14 protein-coding genes are annotated in these 12,901 nt (G+C 71.0%); 8 read left to right on the plus strand and 6 right to left on the minus strand.

What is annotated here, in order from left to right; genetic code table 11:
- Positions 1–90 precede the first annotated feature (90 nt).
- The 5 genes from Ate02nite_RS28945 (at position 91) to cspE (ending at position 5,011) form a co-directional block, all read left to right on the plus strand.
- On the plus strand, positions 91–1,095 hold the full coding sequence (locus Ate02nite_RS28945) for a FecCD family ABC transporter permease (RefSeq protein ID WP_203810992.1): 1,005 nt from the start codon (positions 91–93) through the stop codon (positions 1,093–1,095).
- Entirely contained in the window at positions 1,092–2,141 is a 1,050-nt protein-coding gene (locus Ate02nite_RS28950) for a FecCD family ABC transporter permease (RefSeq protein WP_203810993.1), read from the plus strand. Before Ate02nite_RS28945 ends, Ate02nite_RS28950 begins: the two co-directional genes overlap by 4 nt.
- A 2-nt stretch (positions 2,142–2,143) precedes the next feature.
- Entirely contained in the window at positions 2,144–2,980 is an 837-nt protein-coding gene (locus Ate02nite_RS28955; protein WP_203810994.1) for an ABC transporter ATP-binding protein, read from the plus strand.
- 61 nt (positions 2,981–3,041) lie between these two features.
- Complete coding sequence (locus tag Ate02nite_RS28960) at positions 3,042–4,628, plus strand: peptide chain release factor 3 (protein WP_203810995.1); 1,587 nt, start codon at positions 3,042–3,044, stop codon at positions 4,626–4,628.
- Between the two features lie 179 nt (positions 4,629–4,807).
- Positions 4,808–5,011: a transcription antiterminator/RNA stability regulator CspE gene (cspE, locus tag Ate02nite_RS28965; RefSeq protein ID WP_203810996.1), complete on the plus strand. Its 204-nt coding sequence runs from the start codon at positions 4,808–4,810 to the stop codon at positions 5,009–5,011.
- Between the two features lie 151 nt (positions 5,012–5,162).
- On the opposite strand, the gene Ate02nite_RS28970 is transcribed toward cspE, so the two are convergent.
- The 5 genes from Ate02nite_RS28970 to Ate02nite_RS28990 form a co-directional block, all read right to left on the minus strand.
- Positions 5,163–6,086, minus strand: coding sequence for an NADP-dependent oxidoreductase (locus tag Ate02nite_RS28970; RefSeq protein ID WP_203810997.1), 924 nt, complete (start codon positions 6,084–6,086; stop codon positions 5,163–5,165).
- An 89-nt stretch (positions 6,087–6,175) separates the two neighbouring features.
- Positions 6,176–6,349: a hypothetical protein gene (locus Ate02nite_RS28975; RefSeq protein ID WP_203810998.1), complete on the minus strand. Its 174-nt coding sequence runs from the start codon at positions 6,347–6,349 to the stop codon at positions 6,176–6,178.
- Positions 6,350–6,392: 43 nt separating this feature from the next.
- Complete coding sequence (locus Ate02nite_RS28980) at positions 6,393–7,226, minus strand: helix-turn-helix transcriptional regulator (protein WP_203810999.1); 834 nt, start codon at positions 7,224–7,226, stop codon at positions 6,393–6,395.
- Positions 7,226–7,732, minus strand: a complete 507-nt coding sequence (locus Ate02nite_RS28985; RefSeq protein ID WP_203811000.1) for a MarR family winged helix-turn-helix transcriptional regulator — start codon at positions 7,730–7,732, stop codon at positions 7,226–7,228. The genes Ate02nite_RS28980 and Ate02nite_RS28985 overlap by 1 nt, the downstream gene beginning before the upstream one ends.
- Positions 7,733–7,796: 64 nt before the next feature.
- Positions 7,797–8,444, minus strand: coding sequence for an AAA family ATPase (locus Ate02nite_RS28990; protein WP_239147776.1), 648 nt, complete (start codon positions 8,442–8,444; stop codon positions 7,797–7,799).
- Positions 8,445–8,489: 45 nt separating this feature from the next.
- Between Ate02nite_RS28990 and Ate02nite_RS28995 the strand changes: the two genes are divergently transcribed.
- The 3 genes from Ate02nite_RS28995 to Ate02nite_RS29005 all read left to right on the plus strand — a co-directional run bounded on the left by Ate02nite_RS28995 (position 8,490) and on the right by Ate02nite_RS29005 (position 11,809).
- A complete protein-coding gene (locus Ate02nite_RS28995; protein ID WP_239147777.1) occupies positions 8,490–9,860 on the plus strand; it encodes an FGGY family carbohydrate kinase in 1,371 nt (456 codons plus the stop codon).
- Positions 9,857–10,747 (plus strand): tagatose-bisphosphate aldolase, encoded by an 891-nt coding sequence (locus Ate02nite_RS29000; protein WP_239147778.1) that lies wholly within the window; start codon positions 9,857–9,859, stop codon positions 10,745–10,747. The genes Ate02nite_RS28995 and Ate02nite_RS29000 overlap by 4 nt, the downstream gene beginning before the upstream one ends.
- Before the next feature lie 75 nt (positions 10,748–10,822).
- On the plus strand, positions 10,823–11,809 hold the full coding sequence (locus Ate02nite_RS29005; RefSeq protein WP_239147779.1) for a LacI family DNA-binding transcriptional regulator: 987 nt from the start codon (positions 10,823–10,825) through the stop codon (positions 11,807–11,809).
- Here Ate02nite_RS29005 and Ate02nite_RS29010 read toward each other — a convergent pair.
- A complete protein-coding gene (locus Ate02nite_RS29010; RefSeq protein ID WP_203811003.1) occupies positions 11,806–12,834 on the minus strand; it encodes a LacI family DNA-binding transcriptional regulator in 1,029 nt (342 codons plus the stop codon). The two genes, Ate02nite_RS29005 and Ate02nite_RS29010, sit on opposite strands and share 4 nt — an antisense overlap.
- Positions 12,835–12,901: the final 67 nt, after the last annotated feature.

The following is a 12,901-nucleotide window of genomic DNA, read 5'->3' on the forward strand; positions in this document are numbered from 1 at the left end:
GTCGACCCGATCCTAAGGTGAGCCTTGCCTAACTAACAAGCTCCCCGATTTTGGTTAGGTTAGCCTTACTATGTCGACCATGGAGACCACATGAGACGTACGGTCCTGGTGGCCGCCGCCGGCGCGATCCTGTTGGTCCTTTGCGTTCTGTCGCTGGCCGCCGGCAGCAAGGCGATCCCGCTCGACGAGGTGTTCCGGGCGGTCACCGACCGGGCCGCGAGCCGGGTGGCCAACCCGCAGGTCGACGCGATCGTCTGGGGCGTACGGCTACCGCGTACCGTCTGCGCGGTCCTGGTCGGACTGGCCCTCGGCCTGGCCGGCGCGCTGATGCAGGGCCTCACCCGCAACCCGTTGGCCGACCCGGGACTGCTCGGGGTGAGCGCCGGCGCGTCGTTCGCCATCGTCGTCGCGGTGACCGCCTTCGGCATGAGCTCGGCCAGTCAGTACGTCTGGTTCGGCTTCGCCGGGGCGTTCGGCGGCGCGGTGGCCGTCCATTTCCTGGGCGGCCTCGGCCACGGCGGCGCGACGCCGGTGAAGATCGCCCTGGCCGGCGTCGCCCTCACCTTCCTGCTCGGCTCATGCACCAGCGCGATCGTGCTCCGGAACCCGGAGGCGCTGGACCGGTTCCGGTTCTGGTCGGCCGGCTCGCTCACCGGCGCCGACCCCGGACTGCTGTGGCGGATGTCGCCGTTCCTGGCCGGCGGCGCGCTCCTGGCGATCACCGCCGGGCCGGCGCTGAACAGCCTGGCCCTCGGCGACGACACCGCGATCGCCCTGGGCCGCCGGCTCGGCATGATCCGGGCCCAGGTCGTGCTGGCGATCACCCTGCTGGCCGGCGCGGCCGTGGCCATTGCCGGCCCGATCGTCTTCATCGGACTGGTCGTGCCGCACGTGGCCCGGCTGATCACCGGCCCGGACCACCGGTGGCTGCTGCCGGTGACCGCCCTGCTCGCGCCCGGCCTGCTGCTGGTCGCCGACATCGTCGGCCGGGTGGCCGCCCGGCCCGAGGAGGTGCAGGCCGGCATCGTGGTCGCGTTCCTCGGCGGGCCGTTCTTCATCGCGCTGGTCCGGCGGCAGCGATTGGCGGAGCTGTGACGGCCCTTCGGGAGGGTGCCTTCCGGCTGGCCGTGCCCCCGGTCTCCGGCGTGGTGCGACCGCGCACCCTGATCGCCTGCCTGGCGCTGGCGGCGGCGACGTTCGCGGTGTTCTGCGTCAGCCTCGCCCTCGGCGACTATCCGGTCAGCCTGCCGGACGTGCTCCGCGCGCTGTTCGGCTCGGACGCGGCCGGATCGGCGTTCATCGTCCGCGAGCTCCGGCTGCCCCGCGCGCTGACCGGCGTGCTGGTCGGGGCGGCGTTCGCGGTCTCCGGCGCGATCTTCCAGACCATCACCCGCAACCCGCTGGCCAGCCCCGACATGATCGGGATCAACGCCGGGGCGACCACCGCGGTGGTGGCCGGCATCGTGCTCGGCGCCGGGGCCGGGCTGAGCACCTCGACCCTCGGCCTGCTCGGCGCGCTCGCCACCGCCCTGCTGATCTACCTGCTGGCCTGGCGGCGCGGGGCCAGCGGCTACCGCATCGTGCTGGTCGGCATCGGCATCTCCTGGATGTGCACCAGCGCCACCGACTACCTGCTGACCCGGGCCAAGCTGCACGAGGCCCAGGAGGCGTTCGGCTGGCTGGTCGGCAGCATCAACGGCCGCGGCTGGGAAACCGTGCTGCCGCTGGCCATCGCGGTCGGCGTGCTGCTGCCCATCACGATGCTGCTCACCCCGTGGGGCCGCACCCTGTCACTCGGCGACGACGTGGCCCGCGGCCTCGGCACCCCGGTCCAGCGGGCCCGGCTCGGTCTGCTGCTCGCCGGGGTCGGCCTGGTGGCGTTCGCCATCGCGGCGGCCGGTCCGGTTCTGTTCGTGGCCCTGGCCGCGCCGCAGGTCGCCCAGCGGCTGGCCGGCCAGGCCATTCCGCCGCCGGTCACCTCCGCCCTGACCGGGGCGTTCATGGTGCTCGCCAGCGACCTGCTGGCCCGCTATCTGATCCCGGACGCCGACCTGCCGGTCGGCGTCGTCACCGGCGCGTTGGGCGCGGCGTTCCTGCTGTGGCTGCTGGCTCGCGCCAACCGAGCCGGCACCGGAGGCTGACGATGACCCGGCACCAACCCCATCTGCGCGCCGAGCAGCTCCGGCTGGCATACCCCGGCCGGATCGTCGTGGACGAACTCGACCTCGACCTGCCGACCGGCCGGATCACCGTGATCGTCGGCGCCAACGCCTGCGGCAAGTCGACGCTGCTGCACGCGCTGGCCCGGCTGATGCCACCGGCCGCCGGCTGCGTGCGGCTGGACGGCCAGGCCATCCACTCCCTGCCGACCCGCCAGGTCGCCCGGCAGGTGGGCATCCTGCCGCAGTCCCCGGTCACTCCGGCCGGCCTGACCGTGGTCGACCTGGTCAGCCGGGGCCGCTCACCGCACCAGACCTGGTGGCGGCAGTGGTCGACGGCGGACGAGGCGGCGGTGACGGCCGCGCTGGCCGCCACCGACATGACCGCCCTGGCGAACCGCCCGGTCGATGAGCTCTCCGGCGGGCAGCGGCAACGCGCCTGGATCGCGATGGCGGTGGCCCAGGAGACCCCGGTCCTGCTGCTGGACGAGCCGACCACGTTCCTGGATCTGTCGCACCAGATCGACGTCCTGGACCTGGTGGTCGACCTCAACCGGCGGGACGGCCGCACCATCGTGATGGTCCTGCACGACCTCAACCAGGCCTGCCGGTACGCCGATCACCTGGTCGCGATGAAGGCCGGCCGGATCGTCACCCAGGGCGACCCGGCCACCGTGATCACCCCCGAGGTGGTGTCCGACGTGTTCGACGTCGACTGCCAGATCACCGTCGACCCGGTGAGCGGCACCCCCCTGATCATCCCGATCGGGCGACACCACCTGGCGCCACTCGACGGGGTGAGGGCGATCACGATGGAATGACGCTTGACACCACCCCCGAGGGGATACCGTGCTCCAGGTCATCCAGGGTGGGGAGCGGAGCGTGAGTCAGAACGTGCTGGCGTCGTCGGCGGCGGTTGCCGTGCAAGCGGGCCGCAGGCGGACCTTCGCGGTGATCTCGCACCCGGACGCCGGTAAGTCGACGATGACCGAGGCCCTGGCGCTGCACGCGCGGGTGATCGGGCAGGCCGGCGCGGTGCACGGCAAGGGCGACCGGCGCGGCACGGTGTCCGACTGGATGGCGATGGAGCAGCAGCGCGGCATCTCGGTCACCTCGGCGGCGCTGCAGTTCTCCTACCGGGACGCGGTCATCAACCTGCTCGACACGCCCGGGCACGCAGACTTCTCCGAGGACACCTATCGGGTGCTCACCGCGGTGGACAGCGCGGTCATGCTGCTGGACGCGGCCAAGGGCCTGGAACCGCAGACGCTGAAGCTGTTCGAGGTGTGCCGGCAGCGCAGCATCCCGGTGCTGACCTTCATCAACAAGTGGGACCGGCCCGGCCACGACGCCCTCGCCCTGCTGGACGAGATCGAGCAGCGGATCGGGCTGAAGCCGACCCCACTGACCTGGCCGGTGGGCATCGCCGGGAACTTCCACGGCGTGATCGACCGCCGCACCGGTGTGTTCACCCGGATGCAGCGCTCCCCCGGCGGCGCCGACCTGGCCTACGAGGAGGAGATCGACGCGGAAGAGGCGGCCGAGATGTACGGCGCCGAGTGGGACACCGCGATCGAGGAGCTGGACCTGCTCGCGATGACCGGGGCAGATCACGATCAGGACACATTTCTGGCCGCCACGAGCACCCCGGTTCTGTTCGGCGCGGCGGTCGCCAATCTCGGCGTACGCCAGCTTCTTGATCTTCTGGTTGAGCTGGCGCCGCCGCCGTCGGCCCGGCCCACCGTGGCCGGCCCAGATCAGCCGGTCGACGGCGCCTTCTCCGGATTCGTCTTCAAGGTCCAGGCGAACATGAACCGTGCGCACCGCGACCAGGTCGCCTTCATGCGGATCTGCTCCGGGCGGTTCGAGCGCGGCATGGTCGTGACGCACGCCGGCACCGGGCGGCCGTTCACCACCAAGTACGCCCAGCAGATCTTCGGGCAGGGCCGCGACACCATCGACGAGGCCTTCCCCGGCGACGTGGTCGGCCTGGTCAACGCCACCGCGCTCGGCATCGGCGACACCCTGTACACCACCGTCCCGGTGCAGTACCCGGCGTTGCCGTCGTTCCCGCCGGAGCACTTCGCGGTCGTACGCACCTCCGACACCTCGGCCTTCAAGCGCTTCCGGCGCGGCATCGAGCAGCTCGACGCCGAGGGCGTGGTCCAGGTGCTGCGCTCCGACCAGCGCGGCGAGCAGGCACCGGTGCTGGCGGCGGTGGGGCCGATGCAGTTCGAGGTCGCCACCTACCGCCTCGACGCCGAGTTCGGGGTCCGCGTACAGCTGGATCATCTGCCCTACGAGGTCGCGGCCCGCACCGACGCGGACGGCCGGGAGATCCTCCGGACCGAGTCGAACATCGAGGTCATGACCCGGGTACGCGACGACGCCCTGCTCGCTCTGTTCCCCAATCGGTGGCGGATGAAGTCGGTGGCCGGCCGGCATGCGGACCTCCGACTCGACGTGTGACCCGGAAGGTGCTAGGTTTCTTCTCGTTGCAGTTTTGATTTCCGTAGACGTTTTCAGCGCCTGATGGTTTATCTAAACCTTTCGGGCGCTTTTTTCGTGTCGTTTCGACGCGGGCGATCAACGCGGCGGCGTGCGGGACCGTAAAGTGCGGTCTCGAAGAGCCTGCATAAGGAGCAGACATGACTACAGGCACCGTGAAGTGGTTCAACGCCGACAAGGGCTTCGGCTTCATCACCCCGGACGGCGGCGGCGCTGACGTCTTCGCCCACTTCTCCGCCATCGCGTCGAGCGGCTTCCGTAGCCTCGACGAGAACCAGAAGGTGGAGTTCGACATCACCCAGGGCCAGAAGGGCCCGCAGGCGGAGAACATCCGTCCGCTCTGATTTAAACGCCTGACGAACGGCGGCCCTGCTGACTCAGCAGGGCCGCCGTTCTGCGTCTCGCCCACTCACTCACCGAGGCCAGCAACGGCCTGCGCCCGCCCGGCGAGTACCAGACCGGCGGGTCCCGCTGGCCGAACTGCCGGCCTCACTCTCAGGCCGCCGCGACGATCACCGTCTTGCCGGGCAGTGCGCCCGCGGCGGCCTGGGTGTGCACGGCCGGCAGTTCGGCCAGCGGGACCCGCTGCGCGATGTCGACCCGCAGTTCGCCGGAGTCGACCAGGGTGACCAGGTGGCCGAGCTGGGCGGCGTCGCTGCGGACGAACAGGTTGATGCCGCGGACGCCGCGCTTGTCGTCGCTGGGTGCGGGCATCCACACCGTGGTGTTGACCAGCACGCCGCCGTCGCCGATCAGGTCGAGCAGGACGGCCAGCTGCGCCGGCTCGACCGGGGCCAGGTTGAGCACGGCGTCGACCGGGCTGGTCACCGCCGGGTGGTCGAGGACCTCGTCGGCGCCGGCCGCCTTGGCCTGGTCGCCGCTGCGCGGGCCGGTCACGCCGATCACGTACGCCCCGGCGCTCTTGGCCAGCTGAACGGCGTACCCGCCGACCGCGCCGCCCGCGCCGTTGATCAGCACGCGCTGGCCGGCCGTCAGCTGGGCGTGCTCGAACAGCGCCTGCCAGGCGGTGAGAGCGACGATCGGCAGCGCGGCCGCGTCGGCCAGCGGGATGCTGGTGGGCGCCGGCGCGAGGATGTCGGCCGGGGCAACCACGTACTCCGCGGCCGCTCCGTCGGCCGTCATCGGCAGGAAGCCGACGACCCGGTCACCGATCGCTAGCCCGCTCACTCCCTCGCCCAGCGCGGCGATCGTGCCGGACACGTCGATGCCGAGCGTGTGCGGCAGCGTCACCGGGATCGGGCCCTGCATGAAACCGGCCCGGATGTTGCCCTCGACGCCGTTGAAGGACGTCGCGGCGACCCGGATCAGCGCCTGCCCGGCCCCGGGAACGGGCTGCTCGACGTCTTCGTAGCGCAGGACGCTCGGGTCGCCGTACTGGTGGAATCGCACTGCCTTCATGGTCTGCCTCCTGAGTTAGTGCTTCGAACTCGAAGCACTTTTCGAACATAGCACGCTTCGAATTCGAAGCAAGTTGAGCGCGGTGTGAGCTAGTTCATGAAGATCAGCAGCACCTGACGCGCCACCGGATCCACCAGGACCTGCCGGTAGCGGCCCGGCCCGGCCTCCCGACGCAGGAGCACCTCTCCGAACTCGGAGAAGACGATCGCCGGGCAGTCCGGCAGGCACTCGACGATCCGTACCAGGAACGGGCTGACGCTCACCGATCAAGCGTGGCGTGCACCGGACGACGGGAGAATGGCGCCGTTATCCAGGGACAACCGGACCATGGATAAGCCGGTGGAGCTTCTCCTCGCTCGGCGAGCCGGGATCGGCCAGGAAGACCAGCAGCTCCTGACCCTCGTCCGGGTCCACCAGCCGCCGGGCGTACAGCTCCAACTCGCCCAGCTCCGGATGCAGGTAGCGCTTGAGATCGTGGTGGTGGGTGATGTCCACCTCGTGCATCCGCCAGACCTCGGCGAACTCCGGGCTGACCGCCAGCAGCGCCTCGACGATCTCGCCGGCCCGACCGGCCGGGTCGGCCGTGTACGCCGCCCGGATCTCCGCGGTGAAGACCCGGCCCCGCAGGTCATGGTCGTCCGGCGGATAGAGGGCGCGTTGCGAGGGGTCGGTGAACCAGCGGTAGACCAGGTATCGCGACATGCCGCCGAACCGGGTGTAGTCGCCCAGCAGGGCGACCCCCGACCGGGTCTGCATCAACGCCTCGCCGAACGGCGAGAACACCACCGCAGGCGTGTCCGTGAGGCGCTCCACGATGCGCCGCATGGCCGGACTGACCTGCTCGTCCCGCAGGGCGCGGCGCGGCGCCGCGTGCCCGCCGAGAGCGAACAGGTGCTCGCGCTCGCTCGGCCGCAGCCTCAGCGCCCGCGCCAGGGCGCCCAGCATCTGCTCGGACGGCATCGGCCCGCGCTTCTGCTCGAGCCGGCTGTAATAGTCGGCCGACATGCCGGCCAGCACCGCCAGCTCCTCGCGCCGCAGCCCACCGGTCCGGCGCCGGGAACCGCGGGGAAGCCCGACGTCCTCCGGCTGCAGCGCCTCCCGGCGCGCCCGGAGAAAATCGGCCAGGAGTGCCCGGTCCATCAGTCGGTCCGGTTGCGGCCGGCGCGCGGTTTCGCGGACCGCGGCGGGTTGGCCCGCATATGGCCGCGAACGCGGCCGAGGATCGCGCTGAGAGCGGCGAGATCCTGGCCGTCCATGGATTCGAACAACAGCTGCCGTACGCGATCCACGTGCCCCGGAAGCACGTGGGCGACGAGCGCCCGCCCGGCGTCGGTGACCGTCACCATGACGCTGCGCTCGTCCTCCGGCGACGGCGCGCGGGTGATCAGGCCGCGCTTGTCCAGCAGCCCGGCCTGGTAGGTCAACCCGCTACGGCTGTACACGACACCGTCCGCCAGATCGGTCATCCGCAGCCGCCCGTCCGGCGCGTCCACCAGCCGGGCCAGGATCTGGAACTGCACGTAGCTGAGGTCGCCGTCGGCGCGCAGGTGCTCGTCCACCGCGTACTGAAGGAGGCTGCTGACCTCCATCAGAGCGAAGTAGGCACCGAGTTGCTCCGCATTCAGGCCGCCCGCCGGGTCACTCACCCCCCGATCTTACTTGCTTTGAATTCGAAGCCACCGGCGGCAACAGCCCAGACGATCGTGTAGATCACGCCAAGTTGGGCCTGTGCACCCCTGAGCCGTCCGCCTCAATGTGCATTTGGCGGGAAGGCGCTATCTCGGCCAGCACACGCCGGAGCTGTTGATCGGTGCCGAGTGCGCCATCGACGGCGAGCACCGGTATCGCCGGCGGCGGGGCCGGCGGCAGGGCCGCCCGGTGGCGATCCCGGTCGGCCGATCGGCGGGCCCGGCGCGCGGCGAACAGGTCGGCATCGCCGTCGATATGGACGATGCGCAAGCCGGCCCCCGCCGCCGCGCGCAACCGGTCCCAGTCCGCGCCGCCGCGCAGTTCGGCGGTGAACGGCGCCACCAGGACGGCCCGGCCCACGGCGGCGACGGTGTCCCGCGTTACAGCGCACAGGGCGGCATACCGGCCCGCCCGGACCGCGGCGCTGTGCGGCGAGGCCAGCCAGTGGCCACCGAAGATCTCCGCGGGCAGGCAGTTGAGCAGCGGATTCGTGAGGGAGTCGAGGTCGAGCAGCGGCGCCCGGAGGGCCGTCGCGAGGGCTCGGCCGAGCGTCGATTTTCCGCTGCCGGCGACTCCGGCGACGGCCACGACAACGGGTTCGATCGATTGACAATCCTTGGTGGAGGGCCACATCATGAAAGCCATGTTACCGGTGACATGGCCAATCATGACACCGGTGACATCCTCCTCTTTCCCCGGGCTAGGAGAACTCCCGTGACTAACCCCGCACGGCTGGTCGCCGGCCTCGACCTGGGCAGCACGAGCATGAAGATGCTGGTCACCGACGAAGCCGGCACCGAGATCGGTGCCGCCCAGGTGCCGACGCCATGGCGGGCCGGCCCGGGCGGTGTCACCGAGATAACGGCCGAGGCACTGCTCGCCGCGGTGCGCTCGCTGATCGCCGCCGGCGCCCGAGCCGTCGCCCAGGAGACCGCGGCTCCGATCGATGCCATCGCGATCGCGGGCATGGCGGAGACCGGCATGGTCATCGACCAGCACGGCGACGCCATCGCCCCCGGGATGGCGTGGTTCGATCCGCGCGGCGGCGACCAGGTCGCGGCCTTCCCCGCCGAGATCCACGCCGAGTTCGCCGGCCGCACCGGGCTGCCACTGGGTGCACAGGTCAGCGTGGCCAAACTGGCCTGGCTGCGGGACCAGGGCGTGCCACTGCGCGGTTCACGTTGGCTCAACCTGCCGGAGTTCGTCGCGTTCGCCCTCGGCGGCGATGTCGTACTCGAGCAGTCGCTGACCTCGCGCACCGGGCTGCTCGACCAGGACACCGGCCGCCCCTGGCCGCGGATGCTCGACGTCCTCGGGGTCGACGAGGGTTTCCTGCCGGCGCTGGTGGAGGCCGGCAGCCCGGTGGGCCAGGCGACCGCCGGTGCGGTCCCGGACCGCATGGCCGGCGCGCTGCTGACCGTCGCCGGACACGACCACCTGGTCGCGGCCGAAGCCGGCGGCCCGCTGCCGGCCGACCACTACCACGTGTCCATGGGTACGGCCGAGGTGCTGCTGCGCGTGATCAACGGCCCGCTCAGCTTCGATGCCCGGCGCCGCCTCGCCGATCATCTGATCAATGAGGTCCGGCACGTCGTGCCCGGCAAGCATGTGCTGGTGGCCGGGGTCAAGACCGGACTGTTGCTGCGCCGGCTCCTGCAGACCGCCGGCATCCACGACCGGCCGGGCCGCGACCACCTGGACACCGCCGTCATGGCCCTGCCCTACGAGGGGAAGCTTCCGGCCGGCGCCATTGACGTCGCCGGCGCACGCAACGACGACGGCGTCCTCAAACTGACCGTCCGCACCGACGGGGTCAGCCCGGCCGAGGTGTTCGGCGCCGTGCTGCGGCACAGCAACGACGAGATCGCGCTGCTGATCGAAGCCATCGACCGGGAATTGCCCCCGGCGGCGACCGCCACCCTCACCGGCGGCTGGGCCGGCATGGCCGCGGTGCGACGCGCCCGGGCCCGCGTCCTGCCGCCGATGACAGCGTCGGCCCGTGACCAGGAGACCGCGTACGGGGCCACCCGGGTCGCCGTCCGCGCGCTCACCACGAACCCACCGAAGATTGGAACCGCACCGTGAATCCGCTGACCACCATCGAACGACGCGGCATGTCCGCGATCTCCACGCCCGGCGGCCGGATGCTCATCGTCGCCGCCGACCAGCGCAACGGCATGAAGGCCGCGATGAACGACGCACCGGACGGACCGGCGTCGATCAGCACCGCCGAGCTGGCCGAGGCGAAGGCCGACCTCGTCCGCTACCTGGCCAACAACGCGCCGGCCATCCTTCTCGACCCGGAGGTCGCGCTGCCGGCGGTCGTCGACGACGGCGTCCTGATCCGCGGCACCTCGCTGGTCGTCGGCATGGACGCCTCCGGCTTCGCGACCGTGGACGGACTGCGGCACACCGACTTCGTACCGGGCATGACCGCCCGTCGCGTGCGCGAGCTCGGCGGCGACGCGGCCAAGATGCTCTGGTACCTGCGCGCGGACCGGCAGGACACCCGGTCTCGGGTCGCCACCGACATGCGCGAGCTCATCCAGGCCTGCACGGCCGAGGGTGTCCTGCTGATCGTCGAGCTGCTGACCTACCGACTCGAGGACGAGAGCGAGGAGCACTACGCGGCGGCGTTCCCCGACCTCGTGGCCGACGGCGCCCGGCTGGCCGTCGAGTGCGGGGCGAAGGTCCTGAAGCTGCAGTACCCCGGCTCGGCGGAAGGCTGCGCCGCGGTCACCGCCGCCGCGGACGGCGTGCCGTGGGCCGTGCTGTCGGCCGGCGTCGACCACGAGACCTTCATGAAGCAGGTCGGCACCGCGATGGCGAACGGTGCCGGCGGGGCCATGGCGGGCCGCTCGCTGTGGAAGGACAGCCTGTCGGTGTCGCACGACCTCCGTAAGGACTACCTGACCAAGCGCGCCTTGCCGCGCCTGCAGGAGCTCGCGGAGGTGGTGGACGGTCGCGGCTGACCGCGGTGCGTCCGGGCGTTGCGGCAGGTCGGATATGCTGCCGCAGCGTTTGACGAGACGACCGGGAGGTGACCCATGGCGACGATGCGGGACGTTGCCGCGCGCGCCGGGGTGAGCGCGAAGACGGTTTCCCGGGTCTTCAACAACGACCCCCACGTGCTCCCCGAGACCCGTTCCCAGGTGGAACAGATCATGAAGGAGCTCAACTACGTCCCCAACGTTCTCGCGACGACCTTCCGCTCGGGCAAGGCGTCGGCCATCGGCGTGGCGGTTCCGGACATCGTCGACCCGTTCTTCGCCGCCATCGCCCGGGCCGTCGATCGGGTCGCCCGGGACCGGGGCGTGGCCACGCTCCTGACCAATCTGGGCGACGATCCGGACCGGGAACGCGACATCATCGAGTCGTTGCTGAGCCGGCGGCTCGCCGGGCTGATCGTCGCCCCGATCGGGACCGATCATTCGTGGCTGAAACGGTGGACGGACAGCACGCCGATGGTGTTCGTCGACCGGGCGCCGGGCGGCCTGTCGGCCGACACCTTCACCGACAACGACGAGGCCGGCGCGTACCTGGCCACCCGCCACCTGATCGAGCACGGTCACCGGCGGATCGCGTACGTCGCCGGCAGCCCACACCTTTCGACGGAGACCAACCGGTTGACCGGCTATCGCCGAGCGCTCACCGAGGCTGGGATCGAGCCGGACGGGCAACTGGTGGCGGCGGACGTCAATGACCGCGCGGCCACCGAGGCGGCGATGACCCGGCTGCTCGGCCTGGCCGACCGGCCCACGGCGATCTTCTCGTCCAACGCCCGCAGTTCGATGCTTGTGGTGCATGCCCTGCCGGCCAACGAGTTGGCGGTCGTCGGGTTCGGCGACTTCCCGATGGCCGACATGCTGCACCCCGCGCTGACCGTGATCGATCAGGACCCGGATCAGCTCGGCCGGTTCGCCGCGAGCCGCGTGTTCGAGCGCGCCGACCACCCGAAGCGCCGGTTACGGCGCACCACCGTCCTCGACGTCACGCTGACCGAACGCGAGTCCTGCAAGATTGCCGCCCGCTAGATCGCCAGGGCTTCGTCGGATGCGGCGGGCAGGCTTTCCTGGCCGCAGCAGGATTCGCGGGTGATGAGCGGCACGGGCAGGACGATCTGCCGCTTGAGCCGTCGCCGGGGGTGGTCGATCCGATCGAACAACCGGGTCGCGGCCGCCCGGCCGACCGACGCTGGATCCTGGTCGACGACGGTCGGCGCCGGCTGGATCGCCTCGGCCAGCGGGAAGTCACCGAAGCTGACCAGTGGAACGGACTGGTATCCGGCGACCCGCAGCGCCGGGATGATGCCGATGGTGGACCAGGCGTTGGAGGAGAACAGCGCGGTCGGCGGCGTGTCGGCGTTCAGCAGGTCGACGGCCGCCGCGCCGGCTTCGCCCCCGGTGGCCGGTCCGAACCGGATCAGCCGCGGATCCTCGGCGACTCCGGCGTGGCGGAGCGCGTCGCGGTAGCCCTTGAAACGGCGGGCGGTGGTGGCCGTGGCAACGGTGTCGCCGATGAACGCGATGCGGCGGTGTCCGTGCCCGATCAGATGCTCGGTGGCCGCCCAGGCGCCGCCGTGGTCGTCCTCGACGACGCTGTCCGCGACCACGCCGGCCGGCGGGCGGTCGATGAACACGATGGCGATCCGGCCCTGCCAGGGCTTCAGGTAGGACTGGTCGGCCGAGACCGGTGTCGTGATGAGACCGATCAACTGGCGGCGGAGCAGTGCCTCGACCCGGCTCTGTTCCTCGGCGCCGTCCTGGCCGAGGCTGGTGATCAGTACCGCGAGCCCGCGGGACCGGGCGATCTGTTCGATCTCGCGGGTGAGACGCGCGAAGAACGGATCGGAGAGGTCGGGGATGGCCACCCCGATCGCGGCGTCCCGCCCGGAACGGAAGGTGCGGGCCAGCTCGTTCGGCACGTAGTTGAGCTCGGCGATGGCCTGCTCGACCCGCCGGCGGACATCGGCCGACACGTATCGATCATTATTGATGACCCGGGAAACGGACTTGGCGCTGACGCCGGCGCGTTCCGCGACTTGGCGCATGGTGCTCATCTGTTCAACCTCCTGCCGAGACGATACGTCGGCACCGCTCCTATGTCACCGGTGACATATTCTCAAG

This window comes from Paractinoplanes tereljensis (assembly GCF_016862435.1).
Classification (GTDB): Bacteria; Actinomycetota; Actinomycetes; order Mycobacteriales; family Micromonosporaceae; genus Actinoplanes; species Actinoplanes tereljensis.